We start from the raw sequence: 15,913 nt of genomic DNA on the forward strand, positions 1-15,913 counted from the left end.
GGTTTCCCGCTGCAGCCACCCCGTGGCCATCACCCCCACCAGGCCCCCGCCCCCCCCCATCGCCGCCAGCACGGCAGCGGCCACCCAGGCGTCGCCGGCGGCGGCCAGCCCCAGCAGGCCCAGCCCCAGGGCGGCGGAGAGCCAGCCCAGCGCCGACGAGGGCTGATCCAGCCGGAAGCGGTCGAGCCGGCCGGCCAGCGCCACCCCCACCAGGGCACCCACGCCGTAGGCGGCCTGCAGCGCGCCGAAGGTGGCGGCTCCTCCCCCGTAACGCAGGCTCACCAGCTCCACCACGCCGATCACCACCGGGCCGAGCACGGCCAGGTTGATCATCGCGATCAGCCCCAGACCGGTGCGGATCGCCCCGTGGCGCCAGGCGAACACACAGCCTTCGCGCAGTCCCCGCAGCAGCCCGCCCGCGCCGTCCCGGTGCCAGGCGACCGGTCGGGGTCGCAGCTGGACGAAGCAGCAGGCGGCCAGCAGCAGCACGCCGGCATCGAGGGCGAGCGCGGCTGTGGCGCCGCCGATGGCCAGCGCCACCCCCGCCAGGGCCGGACCCACCACATTGCTGATCTGCTCGCTGCCCTGCAGCCAGGCGTGCGCCCGGTTTAGCAGCCGTGGCTGCACCAGCAGGGGCAGCAGGGCCATCGCGGCGGGGTAGACGCAGGCCTCGGCGGCGCCGAACAGGGCCGCCAGCGTCATCACCGGCCCCAGTGCCAGTGCCCCGTGGGCGGCCAGCAGGGTGAGCACGGCGGTACAGAGCACCAGCACCGCGCTGGCCCGCACCGCCAGGGCACGGGGCGGATGGTGATCGCTGAGGGCACCCCCCACCAGCATCAGCAGCCCCCGCGGCAGCGCTGCCGCCATCAGCACCAGCGCCACGGCGCTGCCCGAGCCGGTGCGCTGCAGCATCAGCCAGGTGATGGCCACGAACCAGAACTGCACGCCGCAGAACAGCACCGTCTGGCCCAGCCAGAGCCAGCCGAAACGCTGATGCCGCAGCAGGAGGGAGGTCATGGCTGCCCGGCCCCCAGCGGCAGGGGGGCGGTGGTGCTGCCGGCGCTGGGCGCCGCGGCGGCGGCCCACTCCTGCACGGGCGTGAGGTTCAGCTCCTGGCGCCACTGCTGCAGGGGCTTCGCCCAGCCCTCCTCCCAGCGCTGGGCGAACAGGGGCCGGGCCTGCTGGCCCATCTGCAGCCCGGTGTGGATGGCCAGCACCAGTGCCGGCAGCTGTTCGGGGTCGAACAGCGTGATCGACTGCAGCGCCTGGGCCGTGAGCATGGCGCCCAGGGGATAGGGGAACTGGCCGAGGTGAAAGGCCTGCAGGCCGATCTCGCCAAGCAGCGAGGTGTCGAAGCCGGTGAGCACATGCCAGAGGTCGTGGGTCTGGCTGAGCCGTACCTCAACGTAGGCCGCCTCGCTGCCGGCCTCCATGCCGGCGTGCAGGTCGGGGTCGTAGCCGAGCCGGCTGAGGCTGGCGGCGTAGGCATGGCCGAGTGAGCCCACCGGCAGGGCCGCCAGCCGATCGAGGTCATGCGGACCCGGCACCCAGCGGGCGTCGATGAGGGCGGCGCAGCCTGGATCGTGGCGCAGGTGCTGCGCCGCCAGTGCGTAGGAGGGGGTGTCGAGCAGCCCGTCGGTGAGCACGCCCACCAGCTCCAGGCTGGTGTCACCCCCGCTCATCGCGAGCATGGTGCCGAGGATGCGGAAGAGGGGGTCGGGGGCGACCGGGGCCGGGACGGCGGGGCCGTCCGCGAGTGTTGCGGCGCTGGTGGCGCCCGTGTCCGGGGCAGCAGCGGCGTGAGCGGTGGACTGCCAGAGGGTGGTGGCCATGGAAGGGCGAGCGGAGGGTCAGTGCGGGCAGTGAGCTCTGAACATGAGGAGTGCTCACATCAGTGAAAATATGAGTGTCCCTCGCCTTTGTCAAGGAGAATGCGAGGATTGCTCGTCTTGCCTGCCTGCGGCCATGACGCAGCGCTCCACCCCCGCGCCGGTCTCCACCACCGGCCTGCGCCGCCAGCCCCGCCAGGCCCGCAGCCAGGAGCGGGTGCGGCGGATCCTGGAGGCGGCCGAGGCCTTGTTCGTGGCCGAGGGCGTGGCCAGCACCACCACCAACGCGATCGCGGCGCATGCCGGCGTGCCGATCGGCTCCCTCTATCAGTTCTTCCCCGACAAGGCGGCGATCCTGCGCAGCCTGGCCCGCGGCTACGGCGAGCAGCTGCACAGGGAGCTGGCCGCCTTTGAGGAGAGCGAAGCCTCTGCGCTGCCGCTCGACGCCTACATCGAAGCGATGGTGTCGCTCACCGATCGCTTCTTCACCAGCCATCCCGGCTATCAGGCGATCTTCAATGAGGCGCAGAGCGCCACCGCCGATCTGCTGGCGATCGAGGAGGAGGCTGATGTGCGCCTGGTGGCGGATTGGTCGGCGGCCCTGATCGCCCGCGTGGGCGCTGAAGGCTGTGTGCTCAGCGAGGACGACGCACGCACGATGGCCTACGTGCTGGTGAAGACGGTGGGCAATCTGCTGTGGCTGTCACTGGCGAAGGCGCCGCCGTTCCGCGCGCAGTTGCTGCAGGAAACGGTGCAATTGGCGGTGGCTTACCTGCGCCGCCGCATGACCACCGGCCGCGGCCCAGGTGAGGCGGCCTCAGGCTGAACCCGCAGCGGCGGGTTGCGCGCCGGTGGGCCCCATGTCGCCAGGCAGCGCCTGCACCTGGAGTTCCAGGTAGCCGGTGGTGGCGTCGTGAAGGCGGCGCAGCTGCCAGCCTTCGGGGCGGACCGTCAGGATTTCGGCTGTGGTGCGCACGCGGCTGCCGTAGCAGAGGTGGCCGCCGATCACCTGCCCCTTGCCATCGGCCACGGCGATGTGCAGATGGGCGCCTTCTGCGGTGATCGACCCCGACAGCGTCAGGATTTCGAACGGCCCTTCGAGCTGGGTTTCCGCTTCAGCGGCGGCGAAGCGGAGCCTGGGATGCCAGAGGCTGCCGATGCCGGAAACAACGAATGAACCGCTGCCTGGTGCCGTGGCTGTGGCTTCCAGGGCATGGCGAAGATCCTCACCGGGAGGCAGCCGCAGCGGCAGGTAGGACACGGTTGATTGGGGGATGGGTCGGATTCAGCCTGGTTTTCCATCGTTGTAGGAAACGGTGCAATCTCTGCCTTGCCGTTTGGCCAGGTAAAGAAGATCATCGGCTCGCTTGAGAATCTCCTCAAGGCTGATCTCGGCAGAGGGCACCATGGAAACCAGGCCGATGCTCGCTGAATAGCGAATGGAGGATTGTTCATAGGCCACCAGAGACTCCCGGATCGCCTGATGCAGCCGCTCTGAGAGTGCGAGCGCAGCCTCCTCTGAGGTATTGGGAAGAAAGATGATGAATTCTTCGCCGCCGATGCGGCCGAGATAGTCGCTCTTGCGCAGAACCGCTTTCACCGTGATCGCAAAGCTCTTGAGCACTTCATCGCCGCCAGCATGGCCGTGGGTGTCGTTGATGTCCTTGAAACGATCGAGATCCAACGCAAGCAAGGAAACATGGCGCTGCTCGCGCTCGGCCAGGTGCATCACTTGCTGGATCTGATCAAAGATGGCCTGTCGCGTCAGCAATCCCGTCAGCTGGTCGAAGGTGGCCATCGCGCGCATTTCCTTCTCGAGGCTATCGATCTGCATCACCAGGTCCACCAGCGGCCAGCTAGCCAGCGGCGCGACCATCGCAGGAATGGCGATGGCAGTGGCAACGGCGATTCGCGGGGCCTCACATTGCTCGAAGAAGCAGAGAGTTGAGGTGAGCGCTACGGAGCAAACAACCGAAAAGGTGGTGACGATCAGCACCGTGGGAAAGGTGCCGAGGCTCTGGATCAGCTGCCTCATGGACACCTTCATGCCCCAACGCCCGTGGCGGAAGAAGGCCCAGCCTTTTGCTGTGTGGGGCCATGCCATTGCGTGCCCGGGAGGCCGCTCACGCAACGTGTGACTTGGAAAGGGCCAACGACGTTGGCGTGGACAGGGCCACTTGCGGGAAAATCAACGGCACGTATGGGTCTCCCCTTTTGCATCCGTTGAACAACGACGGGGGAAACGCAAGAGTCAGTGCGCTGCATTTTGTATTGGCTGTCACTGTTTTCGCGCTCGGAGGGCGGTGGCTCCATTCGCCACCTCCAGCTAGCTCGCCGCCATCGTAAGACTCTGCTCTCCATCATCGAGTGGATGAACCTGAGGCCACAGCCATGACAAGTCCGTATGGAAAGCAATACCTTCATTTAAGGATAGCAATTGCGGGCGTCAATCAACGGGAGCGCGTTTACATCTGTACAAGACAGCACCACTGCTGTTCCCTCTGGTGCTCGGTGGCCACCCGCAGGCGCACCGCTGCTCCCGGCCCAGGCCTCCGGCACGGGTTGACGCGTTTCTTCCCTGTGGTCATGGTGAAGGCATCGCCCCTGCTGCCATGACACTGCTGCCATGACATTGCTCTCATTCACGGCCCGCCGGGTGAAAACGGCCCTGCTGGCACCCTTGGCCGTGTCTGCCCTGATCGCCGCCAGCTCCTCCGCCTCCCTGGCCCAGTGGCGCGTGCCGGTTGAGGAGGTGCGGGCCATCAACTTCGCCCGCACCTATGCGGTGGCACTCAACGGCGGCCTGCAGGCCTACCGGCCGGCGCCGTGCATGTTCGTCACCGCCTCCACCGACAACCCCTGCCTGGTGAAGCGCAGCCCCGATGGCTTTCTGTTCCGCTTCCTCGGCGGCCCCCCCGCCTGGGTGGAACGCCAGCAGCCCGCCACCCTCGAAACCGAGGTGTTGATCTCGCCGGACGGCCGCAACCTGGTGAAGCTGATTTTTAATGGCGCGCCCCGCCGACCTGCGTCACAGGCGCCTGCTCCAGCCAGCTGAGGCGGCGCCTGCAGCCCATAGCCTTGGCGGGCAGCTGAGGCTTTCGGTGCATCCATGGACCTGACCCTTTACCAGGCGTCCGTGCCGCCGCTGCGGCGCGCCCTCACCAACCTGATCCACCTGCTGGAGAAGGCCCTGGCGCATGCCCAGGTGCAGGGGTTCGACTCCGCCGTGCTGCTCACCAGCCGTCTCTACCCCGACATGTTCCCCCTGGCGCGCCAGGTGCAGATCGCCAGCGACGTGGCCCGCCGCGGCGTGGCCCGGCTGGCCGGCCTGGAGGCGCCGCCGATGGCGGACAATGAGGAGAGCCTGGAGGCGCTGATCGAACGCCTGCGGGAATCGATCGCCTATCTCGACGGCTTCAGCGCCGAGCAGATCGATGGGGGCGAAGAGCGCCCGATCACCGTGCCGATCGGCAAGGGTGAAACGATCACGATGGCGGGCTGGCCGTTCCTTTCAGCCTTTGTTCTGCCCAACGTCTACTTCCACACCACCACCACGTACGCGATCCTGCGCCACAACGGCGTGGTGATCGGCAAGCGCGATTTCCTCGGGGCCCCCTGAGCGCCGGCCGCCCCCTTCCATCCTTCCGCCATGACGAGCACCTCGCCCACCATCGTCAGCACCCACTTCGGCCAGCAGCCCTGGTGGGTGGAGCAGTGGATGGAACTGATCAACTCCTACCGCTACAAGAAACGGCTGGAGCGTGCCTGGGCCTACGCCCGCTCCGGCAACGTGCTGTCGATCCTGTTTGAAGGGAAGCGGGTGAAAGCCCTGGTGCAGGGCACCGAAGCCGAGCCGTACAAGGTGAAGCTCTGGCTCGACACCCTCTCCGATGAAGACTGGGGCTATGTGCTGGAGGCGCTCGGTCAGAAGGCGCGCTGGTCGGCGCAGCTGCTGGCTGGGGTGATGCCGCAGGACATCGAGCGGGCCTTCGCCGCCAGCGGCAAACGGCTGTTCCCCTTCAAGCTGCAGGAGGTGCGCTGCGATTGCAGCTGCCCCGACAAGGCTGCCCCCTGCAAACACGTCAGCGCTGTCTATTACCTGATGGGGGATCGCTTCAGCGAAGACCCCTTCGTGCTGTTCCAGATGCGCGGCCGCAGCCGCAGCCAGCTGCTTGCTGATCTGGCCACCCAACGCCGCCGGCAGCTGGCGGCGTCTGCCACTGAAGCGGCGCCTGCCGCCGCACCCCACCCGGTCCATCCGGCCGTGATCGATCCCACCCGCTGGTGGAGCTACACCGCCGCCCTCGACCCCGATCTGGTGGTGATCACCCCGGCGATGGAGGGGGACATGGGCCTCGATGAGGCAGGTGAACTGCCGCTGGCCGCCGAGCCCCGCTTCCCCGACTCCAACCGCCTGTTCACCGAGCGGCTGCGCAGCCAGGGCATCGCCATCGGCCAGCAGGCCATGGCCCGCGCCATGAGTGCCGGGGCCGGCGATGGCGCCAGCAACGGTGCCTGAGGCCGAACGGCCCGCGGAGGCCCCCTGGCTGACGCCGGCGTGCCAGGCCCGCGCCGCCCTGCTGCTCGCCTCCCATCAGCTGGCCTTCGGTCGTCCGCTGCTGGCGCTGGAGGCCGGCCCCACCCAGCTGGCGGCGGCCGGTGATGCACGCCATCAGGCGCAGGAGCTGTTCGCTGCCCCCCTGGTGGTGCTCGCCCACGACGATGGCCTGGCCGGTGGCACCACGGCGCCGGCCGATCCCCGCCTGATCTACGCCAATGCCGCCGCGTTGCGGCTGTGGCGCCGGCCCTGGGCGGCGATGGTGGGTCTGCCGTCGCGGCTCACTGCCGAACCGTCCGAGCGTGAGGGGCGGGAGCGGTTGCTGGCGCTGGCGCGGCACCGCCAGGCGATCAGCGGCTACCGCGGCGTGCGCATCGACAGCCGCGGCCGCCGCTTCGTGATCGATGGCGCCCGCCTCTGGACCCTGCGGGATGCCGATGGCCGCGACCACGGCCAGGCGGCGGCCTTCAGCCACTGGTGGTGGCTCTGAGCAGCCCTGTTGGTGCCTTGATCGGTTCTCACCACCGCGCGGTGGGGCCCACCGAATCAGGGGAGGAGCGCCGTACCAAAAGGGCCGGTTCTTTCGTCTCACCGTTTCATTCGAGTTGGCGAAAGTAGCTGCACGGGCGAAGCGATTCCCCGTTCTTCACCATCACAGGTGCCTGCGAATCGCAGAACCTGAATGCCATCACCTCAGCCAACCTGTGGAGGACATCCCCATGCTGACCCTGCGCCAATCCCCCTTTGATCTGTTCGAGCGGCTGGAGCAGCAAGTGCTTCAGGCTGAGCGCGTGCCTGCCGCCGAAGTGCACGAGAACGATCAGGCTTACACCATCGTTCTTGAGCTGCCCGGTGTCGACAAAGGCTCGATCGATGTCAAAGCCACCGACCGCACCCTGCTGGTCAGCGCCGAACGCCGCAGCGATCGCCACGCCCCCGCGCGGGCTCAGGCCGATGCCAACAGCCCTGCCTCGGACACGGCGGCCGCCCCTGCAGCAGCCACGCCCCCAGCCGCCAAGGCGTCCGCCCGCCTGGCTCCGCTGCACAGCGAGTTCCGCTACGGCACCTGGAGCCGCAGCTTCACCTTCCCCGGCGGCCTCCAACGGGAAGGCCTCGAAGCCCACTACCGCGATGGTCTGCTCACGATCACCGCGCCGAAGGCCCAGACGGTCACCACGGTGAACGTCAAGGTGGAAGGCTGATCCCGCCCCTGCTGATGCCGCATTGTGTCCCTGCGCCCCGGCCTTGGCCGGGGCTTTTTCATGGCGGCGCCGTGACCAATCGGGCCCTGAGCTGTTCACTCCGTGTCGTCGTGGGCGAAGCGGCTGTAGAGGAAATCGAGCGCCTGATTGCGCAGGTCGTAATAGAGAGGATCCTCCATGATTTCCTCACGGTTGCGGGGCCTTGGAAAGTTGATCTCCATGATTTCGCCAATCTTGGCGGCCGGGCCGTTGGTCATCATCACGAGGCGATCGGCGAGGAACAGGGCTTCGTCGATGTCGTGGGTGATCATCAGCACCGTGCACTTCTGGGTGTTCCAGATCGTGAGCAGCTCCTCCTGCAACTCCTCTTTGGTGATGGCATCGAGAGCCCCGAACGGTTCATCGAGAATCAGCACTTCCGGCCGGATCGACAGGGCGCGCGCGATCGCCACCCGCTGCTTCATGCCGCCCGAGAGCTGGGTGATCTTCTTCTCGGCCGCCTCGCTGAGACCCACCATGGCCAGGTGCTCGCGGGTGATCTCGCGCTTCTCGCGCTCCGGCAGTTCCGGCTTCACCGACTCCACCGCCAGGTAGACATTGTCATAGGCCGTCATCCAGGGCAGCAAGGCATAACCCTGGAACACCACCATCCGATCCGGGCCGGGTCTGGTGATCGTGTTGCCGTGCAGCACCACGCGGCCATCACTGGGGGTGGCGAAGCCCGACACCATGTTGAGCAGGGTGGACTTGCCGCAACCGGAGTGGCCGATCACGCACATGAACTCGCCCTGATTGATGCTCAGGTCGATGCCATCGAGCACCGGGTAGGGCCCCTTGGCGGTGGGGTACACCTTGCTGACATTCTCGAAGCGCAGGAAGGCTTCAGCTGGTGGGCTGGCAACCCCCGGCAGGGGCGGCTGGATCAGGGTGGACATGAGGAATCTCGCGAAGGACGGTGTGACGAGTGATCAACGGGAGCCAAGGGGAACTGGCTTTGAATGAGAACCGGCAGTGAATGGGAACCGCAGCCAATGACCTGCGGAAGGCCTTACCTCAGCTCTGGAGATGGCGCCACAGCTGAGCTGGAGCCCGACCTCAGCTGCGCCGCGGCGGCGCGAGAGGGATTTCGGCGATGCTGAAATCGCGCTTGATCGTCTGGGCGTTGAGGTAGCTGATCGGGTCGTCGGCGTTGAAGGGCTGGCCGTCGAACAGCGCGATGTCATGCCGCTGGTAGCTGATCGCTTCGAGGCCCAGTTCGCGGGCGGCGGTGCTGAACACCCCCACCTGGCACACCCGCTCGAGGATCTCCACCCAGTTGCGCGGCAGCGGGATGTCACCCCAGCGGGCCATCTGGGTCATCATCCAGAGGTGCTCGGTGCGGCTCGGCCGGTTCACCCCTGCGCCTGAGAACAGGTGGTGCGGGGTGGCCTCCTGGCATTCAGGCCCTGAACGATCGACCCCCTCGCTGGCTTCGCTGAAGCGGATCAGTTCCGGTTTGATGCCCAGGTAGCGGCGATCGCTCAGCAGCTCGCTGAGCTCGCCCCAGTGGGCCGGCTCGGCGCAGTACTGGCAGGCCTCCAGCAGCGCTTTGACCAGCGCGATGTGGGTGTTCGGGTAGGCCGTGGCCCAGTCTTCGCGCACTCCCAGCACCTTGCCGGGATGGCCGGGCCAGATCGCCAGATCGCCGGCCACCTGGAAGCCGTGGCCGCCCTGGATCGCCCGGTCGAGCCAGGGAGCCCCCACGCAGTAGCCATCGAGGCTGCCGTCCTTGAGGTCGGCAAGCATCTGGGCCGGCGGCAGGGCCTGCAGGTGCACGTCCCTGTCGGGGTCGATGCCGTTGGCCGCCAGCCAGTAGCGCAGCAGCAGGTTGTGCATCGAGGCTTGGTGCACGATCCCCAGGGTGTGGGGTTCGCGTTCGTGGCTCTTGAGGTAGGCGTGGTAGTCCTCCACCGTCTGCACCCCCTGCTCAGCCAGACGGCTGGCCAGGGTGATGCCGTTGCCGTTGCGGCTGAGCGTGAGGGAGGTCACGATCGGAAGCGGTGATCCGCCATGGCCGCCGGCTGTCATCCAGGTGGGCATGCCGGCGGGCATCAGCGAGGCATCGAGCGTGCCGTCCACCAGGCCGTCGACGATGCCGCGCCAGCTGGTTTCACGGATCAGGCTCACCTCGTCGAGGCCGTGCTTGGTGAACAGGCCATGGGCCTCGGCCACCGCCAGCGGCGCGCTGGCCGCCAGGGGCAGAAAGCCCAGATCCAGATTCACCTTCTCGAGGCCGTGGCGGGCCACCACCTGGTGGGGGCGGGCACGCCACTGCTTCACCCGCTTCTGGCGGTTGAGGAAGTAGATGATCTCGGAGCGCAGGCTGTAGTAGCTGGGATGGTGCACCACTTCCAGCCGTGACCGTGGCCGGGGAATGTCCACCTCGAGGATGCCGCCGATGTTCGAGCCAGGGCCGTTGGTGAGCATCACGATGCGGTCGGAGAGCAGCACCGCCTCGTCCACGTCGTGGGTGACCATCACGGCCGTGAGCTCGTGCTCGTTGCAGATCTGCATCAGCTTCTCCTGCAGATTGCCCCGCGTGAGCGCATCGAGGGCGCCGAAGGGTTCATCCAGCAGCAGCAGCTTGGGGCGGATCGCCAGGGCGCGGGCAATCGAAACCCGCTGGCGCATGCCGCCGGAGAGTTGCTGGGGCAACTTGTCGACCGCAGGGCCCAGCCCCACCATCTCGATATGCTCCTGCACCACGGCGTCGCGTTCCGCCCTGGGCAGATCGCCCATCACCTCGTCAACCGCCAGAGCGATGTTCTGGCGCACCGTGAGCCAGGGGAGCAGCGAATAGTTCTGGAACACCACCATCTTGTCGGGGCCGGGGCGCTTGACCGCCTCCCCCTCCAGCAGCACCACGCCTTCGCTGGGCAGATCCAGGCCGGCGATCATGTTGAGCAGGGTGGATTTGCCGCAGCCGGAGTGGCCGATCAGCGAGATGAATTCCCCCTTGCGGATCTCCAGGTCGATGCCCTGCAGAGCCAGGTAGGTGCCGCCGCCCTTGAGGGCGAAGCTCTTGTCGATGGTGCGCACATCCACCAGGGAGGGCGCCGCTTGGGTGGTCATGGTTGGGGTCTCCTGAGGAAGGGCCTGAAGGGGTGGAGCCGGAAAGGGCTGAAGGAACGTTGGAGTGAATGATTGAGCAGAAGGGTGAAGGAACGATCCGCGCTCATTGACCAGCCGAAATACGGGTCTGCAGCCAGGCCATCAGTCGATCGAGCACCAGGCCGATCGCACCGATCCAGATCACACCGAGCACGATCTCGCCCACATAGTTCTGCTGGTAGGCATCCCAGATGAAGAAGCCGATGCCCACGGTGCCAGGCATCACGATCTCGGCAGCGATGATTGCCAGCCAGGCCAGGCCAATCGAGATGCGCAGGCCGGTGAAGATGTAGGGGAGAGCCGAAGGAATCAGCACCTTGGTGAAGAAGCGCCGGCTCGACATCTGCAGCACCAGGGCGACGTTGCGGTAGTCCTGCGGGATCTGACGAACCCCTTCCGCCGTGTTGATCAGGATCGGCCACACCGCCGTGATGAAGATCACGAAGATGGCGGCCGGTTGGTTCTTCTGAAACAGCACCAGGGCGATCGGCACCCAGGCCAGCGGTGCCACCATGCGCAGGAACTGGAACAGGGGATCGAAGGCGCGGTTGATGCCGGGCTTCAGGCCGATCGTGATGCCCACGCCGATGCCGACCAAGGCCGCCAGGGTGTAGCCCTGAGCCACACGGCCGAGGCTGGCCATGGTCTGCCAGAACAGGCCTTTATCGAGGCCGCCGCGGTCGTAGAAGGGATAGAGGATCAGGTTGCGGGTGCGCTCCTCGGTGAACAGGCTGGTGGGAGCCGGCAAAGCGATCAGGCCGGTCATCGAGAGGATCTGCCACACCAGCAGGAAACTGCCGACGCCCAGAAAGGGGGGCAGCCAGTTGCCCGTGTTGCGTAGCAGCTTGCTGAAGGGACTGGCGCCAGTGCGCTGTCGATTGGGAGTGATCGAAACCATGAATCTTCTCGGGAAATGAGGGGGTGAAACTGCGTCGTGCAGAGGGAGAGGTCAAGGGCAGCAGGGAGAGCTGTGCGCCAGCTGACCCAGGCGTTGGCCTGGGTCGGTCAAGGGAATCGGCACGTGGCGGCTGACGCTTGACGCACCACGTCCTCTTTTGCTTCTTGCCCATGGGCTGACGGGCCCTGTGCTGAGGGGTGGAGGTCGAAGAGCTGATCCCTCCGGCCTCCACCCCTGGTGGATCGATAGCGAAGGGTTGCCTACTTCTTGATCTTCAGGCTGTCGAGATAGGCCTGAGGATTTTCCGGGTCATAGGTGATCCCGTCGAAGAAGGTTTCCTTGCCGCGGCTGGAGCTGGTGGGAATCTCAGCGGCGGGGAGCCCCAGCTCCGTGGCGGCCTGGCGCCACAGGTCTTCGCGAACAACCTTGTCGTTGATCGCCTTGGCTTGCTCCACCGTATCGACCACGCCTGGATAGAACTTCCAGCGCATGGACTCCAACAGGAACCAGAGCGTGAGGCTCTTGTAGGGATAAGAGATCACGCCCCGATCGCTGGCCCAGTAGAGCGGCCCCATGGCCGGATCGGTTTCGGGCTTCATCTCGGCGCCGATCTTGTACTGGCCCTTCAGTGCCGCCTCCAGGATCGGCGCCGGGATGTTGTACCACTTGCGCGAACTCAGGATCGTGGCCACCTCGCTGCGGTTCTCGGCCTTGTCCATCCACTGCTGGGCTTCGATCAGTCCCTTGAGCAGGGCAACGGTGGCCTTGGGATGTTTGTCCACCCAGTCGGCACGAACAGCCAGGTATTCCTCAGGGTGGGATTTCCACATCTGGGCAGTGGTGGCGGCCAGATAGCCCTTGCCATCGGTCACGATCCGCGAGGGCCAGGGATCACCGGTGGAGAAGGCCTCCATGGTGCCGTTGGTCATGCCCTGCAGGGTTTCCGTGGCTGGCACGGTGAGCAACTCCACCTCGGTATCAGGGTTGACGCCACCGGCGGCCAGCCAATAACGGATCCAGAGCTCCTGGTTGGCCTTCGGGAAGGTGTAGGAGGCGCGGAATTTCCGTCCTTCCTGTTTGGCGTAGTCCTTGAAGAAGGAACCCGATGACCTCAGGTCGTAGGTGAGCTTGGCCTCCTTGACGCTGTTGGAGGCGGCGATGCCGTTCCCCTGGCTCATCAGCATCGCCAGGACATACATCGGCACCTTGCGGCCGTTGGTGATGGCACCCTCGCTGATCATCTGGGGCATCGGCATCTGCCACTGACCGCCGTCGATGCCACCGCCAGCCGAGCCGAGCACCACGTTGTCGCGGGCGGAGGGCCAGCTGGCCTGCTTGGTGAGCTTCACATCGAGGCCATGCTTGGCGAAGAAGCCCTTCTCCACGGCCACCACCAGCGGCGCGGCTTCCAGGATCGGGATGAAGCCGAGGCTGATCGTGTTGGTCTCGAGGTTGGCGTCGGCGATGGCAGTTGCCGGCGTGCTGGCGGTGCCGCCTCCAGGTTCCGGTGGGTTGCCCAGGCAGCCGGCGAGCAGGGCGCTGCCCAGCACGGCACTGCCCATCAGGGCGAGAAAACGGCGTCGTCTCGTCATGGGAATTTTGGTAGGGAGAATGGTGTTGTCGGCTGGACGTCAGGTCCAGGATTGCCAGGCTTCAACAAAGCCGGGCTCAGTAAAGATGCAGGCCATGGGTTGAAGGATGTATGGCCGAATGGGCGGCCCTAGGGATGGAGCATGGGTCACCGTTGCGGCGGTCGAGAGAAGTTAATGCCTGACAGAAACGGCTGGGTGCTTTGGTGCTGAAGGATTGCCAATCGCACCGATCAGCCTGGCCTATGCATCGAAATCCGGCCGCTGGAGCAATGGTTGCCTGGCCAAGTCTGTGGCTGGGACTTCACTCAACGTTACCCTTCCCAGGAGACCCGCCCCTTCCAGGCTGCATCAACGCAATGGCGCGATTCCAGTGGCCCCTACGCCTGGTCCAACGCGTGCCATGACCCGATGCAAAGTCACTCCGCCCCGCACGATCGCGATGCCCATCGCGGTGTGCCGGCATCAACGCGCCTTCCCCTGCTCTTTCCCCACGACCTGCCCACAACTCCCACGCCATTCGCTCACTGCTCCTCCGGGAGTACAGGCACACGCGCAGACGCGTCTGCAGCTGCCGCTCTCAATACAGCGTCCGATGGGGATGTGGCAGCAGCAGGTCAACCTCTCCTTGCGTCCCGATCATTCCTGCGGTCTTGTAGTGGCTCAGGGCTTTGGTGATGCTCACACGCGTCGTGCCGCAGATCTCGGCCAGCACGCGATGCGTCAGGTTCATCTCCTGCAGCGACAGCAGGGTTCCCCGGCTGGTGACGATGCCGAAACGCTCGCCGATCCAGCGCAGCAGATGCAGAAGCCGGGCGTCGACCGGACGCAACCGACCGATTCTCAGCAGGGTGGTCATCTGGGCGATCTGGCTGTGGAGCGAGGCTGTCAATTCCTCCGGCGAAGGTGTCACCTCCACCAGCAGGGCTCTTGTCAGGCAGGCCCTTTCGGTGGGCTGCCACTCGGGCCTCGGGGGTGGCAAAAGGTCGCCAGGGCCCGCTAATCCGATGGTGACCAGCTCTCCATCCGGCGACCAGGTGTTGGTGCGAACGTACCCATCATTCACTCTCCAGCAGTGCACCGAAGGCACCAGGCTCCTGGATTCCAGAGTGAGCTTGAGCGTCCGTATGGGTGGCTGGATCGTCATGGTGGGTGGCCGGCAGAGGCAAGGAGAGAGTGAAACCATTCGTGCAAGCCAGCTGCATCAGCTCGCTGTGCAAGCCCGCCGCATAGGCCCGACGTGTCAGTCCGACGTGTCAGTCCGACTGGCAGGGATGACGCACAAGCGGCACATGTTCACCTGGTTGATGGCAGCCCAGCTGTGGCCGTGCGTTACCCACACGGTTCCCCCCGTGGAGGACTCCGCCATCTGCTTCTCAGGCTGGCTGACTGCCAGAGAAGCTGAAACGTCCGGCCCGGCTTGCTGCTCTGAGACGATCAGCTCAGGGCCTTGGTGCGTGGGCGTGGACCGCAGGATCAGGAGAGAGCAACCATCGAAACAGGTCCAATCGTCTCCGTAGCTGTAGCGGCAGGGGCGGTTGAATCGAGGCTGGCTGGAGCAGGGTCAGCGCCCCGGTGTGCGTGATGAAGGGTGAGGCGATCTGCTGGAGACCGGGAAAGACTAGGGATCGTGTTCAGGTTTGGGCGGTGCCGAACCACAGGATTCAAAATGCAGGCGATCAGGGCCGTTGATGAAAGCCGCACGGGCCATCCCTTCTCCTTCGTTTGGCGAGCCCCTGGCCGCTTTCGCTGCAGCGGCGTAGTTTGCCCGTGCTGTTGGTTGCAGGAGCGTGAGAGCGGTCACGGGCGCCACTTCAGCCATTGCCGCCTGGAGTGCGTGCGGGCGCCGCGTCAGCCTGGCCACCTGCCATGGCAAGGAACGGGTGATGGCCCGGCCGCTGCGCCGGGCCCTCGGCGTGGAGCTGGTGCTCGCCGCCGGCTTTGACACCGACAGCCTCGGCACCTTCTGCGGCGAACGGCCCCGCCCGGCGGATGCCGCCACCACCTGTCGCCTCAAGGCGGAGGCGGGCATGGCGGCCACCGGCCTCGACCTCGGCCTGGCCAGCGAAGGCAGCTTCGGGCCCCATCCAGCGCTGCCTTTCCTGCCCCTGGCCACCGAATGGATGACCTGGGTGGACCGTCGCCACGATCTGGTGATCACCGAGCGGCTGAGCGGCTGCCGCACGAACTTCGACCATCGCACCGCGGCCCCTGGCACGCCGCTTGAGGCCTGGCTGACCCGCATCGGCTTCCCGCGCCATGCCGTGATCGTGCGTCCCCATCAGCCCGGCGCTGAGCCGTTCCTGTGCAAGGGGGTGTGCGGCGCCGCGGAGCTGACGCAGGCTATCGACCAGGCCAGCGCTGTGTCTGGTGATGGCCTGGCGCTGGTGGAAACGGACATGCGGGCCCACTGCAACCCCACCCGCATGGCCTCGATCCGCGCCCTCACCTTCCGGCTGGCGCGGCGCATCGCCACCCCCTGCCCCGCCTGCGGGGCACCCGGCTGGGGGCCGGTGGAGTCCCTGCCGGGACTGCCCTGCGGCTGGTGCGGCAGTCCCACCTCGCTGCTGCGGGCGGAGCGTTTCGGCTGTGTTCGCTGCGGGGCCAGCGAGGAGCATCCGCGCAGGGATGGGCTATTGCAGGCCGATCCGCAGCACTGCCCTTACTGCAACCCCTGAGGGCGGGGC

At 66.4% G+C, this 15,913-nt stretch carries 16 protein-coding genes; 7 read left to right on the forward strand and 9 right to left on the reverse strand.

The window, feature by feature from the left end:
* Positions 1 to 1,017 (reverse strand): MFS transporter (locus KBY86_RS08645; RefSeq protein ID WP_255140854.1); only part of this gene is annotated, 1,017 nt, incomplete at its 3' end.
* Positions 1,014 to 1,832, reverse strand: a complete 819-nt coding sequence (locus KBY86_RS08650) for a Coq4 family protein (RefSeq protein WP_255140855.1) — start codon at positions 1,830 to 1,832, stop codon at positions 1,014 to 1,016. The genes KBY86_RS08645 and KBY86_RS08650, both read right to left, overlap by 4 nt.
* A 133-nt stretch (positions 1,833 to 1,965) precedes the next feature.
* Here KBY86_RS08650 and KBY86_RS08655 point away from each other — a divergent pair, with 133 nt between their 5' ends.
* Positions 1,966 to 2,655 (forward strand): TetR/AcrR family transcriptional regulator, encoded by a 690-nt coding sequence (locus tag KBY86_RS08655; protein ID WP_255140856.1) that lies wholly within the window; start codon positions 1,966 to 1,968, stop codon positions 2,653 to 2,655.
* On the opposite strand, the gene KBY86_RS08660 is transcribed toward KBY86_RS08655, so the two are convergent.
* Both KBY86_RS08660 and KBY86_RS08665 read right to left on the reverse strand, forming a co-directional pair.
* Positions 2,647 to 3,090, reverse strand: a complete 444-nt coding sequence (locus KBY86_RS08660; protein WP_255140857.1) for a PPC domain-containing DNA-binding protein — start codon at positions 3,088 to 3,090, stop codon at positions 2,647 to 2,649. The two genes, KBY86_RS08655 and KBY86_RS08660, sit on opposite strands and share 9 nt — an antisense overlap.
* A 24-nt stretch (positions 3,091 to 3,114) precedes the next feature.
* The gene (locus KBY86_RS08665) at positions 3,115 to 3,864 is read right to left on the reverse strand and encodes a GGDEF domain-containing protein (protein ID WP_255140858.1); all 750 of its coding nucleotides are present in this window, start codon (positions 3,862 to 3,864) and stop codon (positions 3,115 to 3,117) included.
* Between the two features lie 591 nt (positions 3,865 to 4,455).
* Here KBY86_RS08665 and KBY86_RS08670 point away from each other — a divergent pair.
* The 5 genes from KBY86_RS08670 (at position 4,456) to KBY86_RS08690 (ending at position 7,589) form a co-directional block, all read left to right on the forward strand.
* A complete protein-coding gene (locus tag KBY86_RS08670) occupies positions 4,456 to 4,884 on the forward strand; it encodes a hypothetical protein (protein ID WP_255140859.1) in 429 nt (142 codons plus the stop codon).
* A gap of 54 nt (positions 4,885 to 4,938) precedes the next feature.
* Complete coding sequence (locus KBY86_RS08675) at positions 4,939 to 5,448, forward strand: DUF1993 family protein (RefSeq protein WP_255140860.1); 510 nt, start codon at positions 4,939 to 4,941, stop codon at positions 5,446 to 5,448.
* 30 nt (positions 5,449 to 5,478) lie between these two features.
* Positions 5,479 to 6,348 (forward strand): SWIM zinc finger family protein, encoded by an 870-nt coding sequence (locus KBY86_RS08680; protein WP_094511330.1) that lies wholly within the window; start codon positions 5,479 to 5,481, stop codon positions 6,346 to 6,348.
* Positions 6,326 to 6,877 carry an MEKHLA domain-containing protein gene (locus KBY86_RS08685; RefSeq protein WP_255140861.1) on the forward strand — a complete coding sequence of 184 codons (552 nt, stop codon included), beginning with the start codon at positions 6,326 to 6,328 and terminating at the stop codon, positions 6,875 to 6,877. The genes KBY86_RS08680 and KBY86_RS08685 overlap by 23 nt, the downstream gene beginning before the upstream one ends.
* Positions 6,878 to 7,106: 229 nt before the next feature.
* Positions 7,107 to 7,589: an Hsp20/alpha crystallin family protein gene (locus KBY86_RS08690; RefSeq protein WP_255140862.1), complete on the forward strand. Its 483-nt coding sequence runs from the start codon at positions 7,107 to 7,109 to the stop codon at positions 7,587 to 7,589.
* Between the two features lie 95 nt (positions 7,590 to 7,684).
* Here KBY86_RS08690 and KBY86_RS08695 read toward each other — a convergent pair whose 3' ends face one another.
* The 5 genes from KBY86_RS08695 to KBY86_RS08715 form a co-directional block, all read right to left on the reverse strand.
* Positions 7,685 to 8,524 (reverse strand): nitrate ABC transporter ATP-binding protein, encoded by an 840-nt coding sequence (locus tag KBY86_RS08695; protein WP_255100374.1) that lies wholly within the window; start codon positions 8,522 to 8,524, stop codon positions 7,685 to 7,687.
* 160 nt (positions 8,525 to 8,684) lie between these two features.
* Complete coding sequence (locus tag KBY86_RS08700) at positions 8,685 to 10,700, reverse strand: nitrate ABC transporter ATP-binding protein (RefSeq protein ID WP_255140863.1); 2,016 nt, start codon at positions 10,698 to 10,700, stop codon at positions 8,685 to 8,687.
* Between the two features lie 103 nt (positions 10,701 to 10,803).
* Positions 10,804 to 11,637 carry a nitrate ABC transporter permease gene (ntrB, locus tag KBY86_RS08705; protein ID WP_255140864.1) on the reverse strand — a complete coding sequence of 278 codons (834 nt, stop codon included), beginning with the start codon at positions 11,635 to 11,637 and terminating at the stop codon, positions 10,804 to 10,806.
* Positions 11,638 to 11,897: 260 nt separating this feature from the next.
* Positions 11,898 to 13,229 carry a CmpA/NrtA family ABC transporter substrate-binding protein gene (locus KBY86_RS08710; protein WP_255140865.1) on the reverse strand — a complete coding sequence of 444 codons (1,332 nt, stop codon included), beginning with the start codon at positions 13,227 to 13,229 and terminating at the stop codon, positions 11,898 to 11,900.
* Between the two features lie 577 nt (positions 13,230 to 13,806).
* Entirely contained in the window at positions 13,807 to 14,145 is a 339-nt protein-coding gene (locus KBY86_RS08715; protein WP_255140866.1) for a helix-turn-helix domain-containing protein, read from the reverse strand.
* Between the two features lie 871 nt (positions 14,146 to 15,016).
* On the opposite strand from KBY86_RS08715, the gene KBY86_RS08720 reads away from it, so the two are divergent.
* Positions 15,017 to 15,904 carry a DUF6671 family protein gene (locus KBY86_RS08720; protein ID WP_255140867.1) on the forward strand — a complete coding sequence of 296 codons (888 nt, stop codon included), beginning with the start codon at positions 15,017 to 15,019 and terminating at the stop codon, positions 15,902 to 15,904.
* Positions 15,905 to 15,913: the final 9 nt, after the last annotated feature.

Origin of the sequence: Synechococcus sp. Lug-A (assembly GCF_024345655.1) — a bacterium.
In the GTDB taxonomy this organism is placed as follows: Bacteria; Cyanobacteriota; Cyanobacteriia; order PCC-6307; family Cyanobiaceae; genus MW101C3.

Bases quoted from the DNA above. Each gene is read 5' to 3' on its own strand.
- KBY86_RS08650 (WP_255140855.1), bottom strand. From the start codon at position 1,832: ATGGCCACCACCCTCTGGCAGTCCACCGCTCACGCCGCTGCTGCCCCG.
- KBY86_RS08655 (WP_255140856.1), top strand. From the start codon at position 1,966: ATGACGCAGCGCTCCACCCCCGCGCCGGTCTCCACCACCGGCCTGCGC.
- KBY86_RS08665 (WP_255140858.1), bottom strand. From the start codon at position 3,864: ATGAGGCAGCTGATCCAGAGCCTCGGCACCTTTCCCACGGTGCTGATC.
- KBY86_RS08670 (WP_255140859.1), top strand. From the start codon at position 4,456: ATGACATTGCTCTCATTCACGGCCCGCCGGGTGAAAACGGCCCTGCTG.
- KBY86_RS08675 (WP_255140860.1), top strand. From the start codon at position 4,939: ATGGACCTGACCCTTTACCAGGCGTCCGTGCCGCCGCTGCGGCGCGCC.
- KBY86_RS08680 (WP_094511330.1), top strand. From the start codon at position 5,479: ATGACGAGCACCTCGCCCACCATCGTCAGCACCCACTTCGGCCAGCAG.
- KBY86_RS08685 (WP_255140861.1), top strand. From the start codon at position 6,326: ATGGCGCCAGCAACGGTGCCTGAGGCCGAACGGCCCGCGGAGGCCCCC.
- KBY86_RS08690 (WP_255140862.1), top strand. From the start codon at position 7,107: ATGCTGACCCTGCGCCAATCCCCCTTTGATCTGTTCGAGCGGCTGGAG.
- KBY86_RS08695 (WP_255100374.1), bottom strand. From the start codon at position 8,524: ATGTCCACCCTGATCCAGCCGCCCCTGCCGGGGGTTGCCAGCCCACCA.
- KBY86_RS08700 (WP_255140863.1), bottom strand. From the start codon at position 10,700: ATGACCACCCAAGCGGCGCCCTCCCTGGTGGATGTGCGCACCATCGAC.
- ntrB (WP_255140864.1), bottom strand. From the start codon at position 11,637: ATGGTTTCGATCACTCCCAATCGACAGCGCACTGGCGCCAGTCCCTTC.
- KBY86_RS08710 (WP_255140865.1), bottom strand. From the start codon at position 13,229: ATGACGAGACGACGCCGTTTTCTCGCCCTGATGGGCAGTGCCGTGCTG.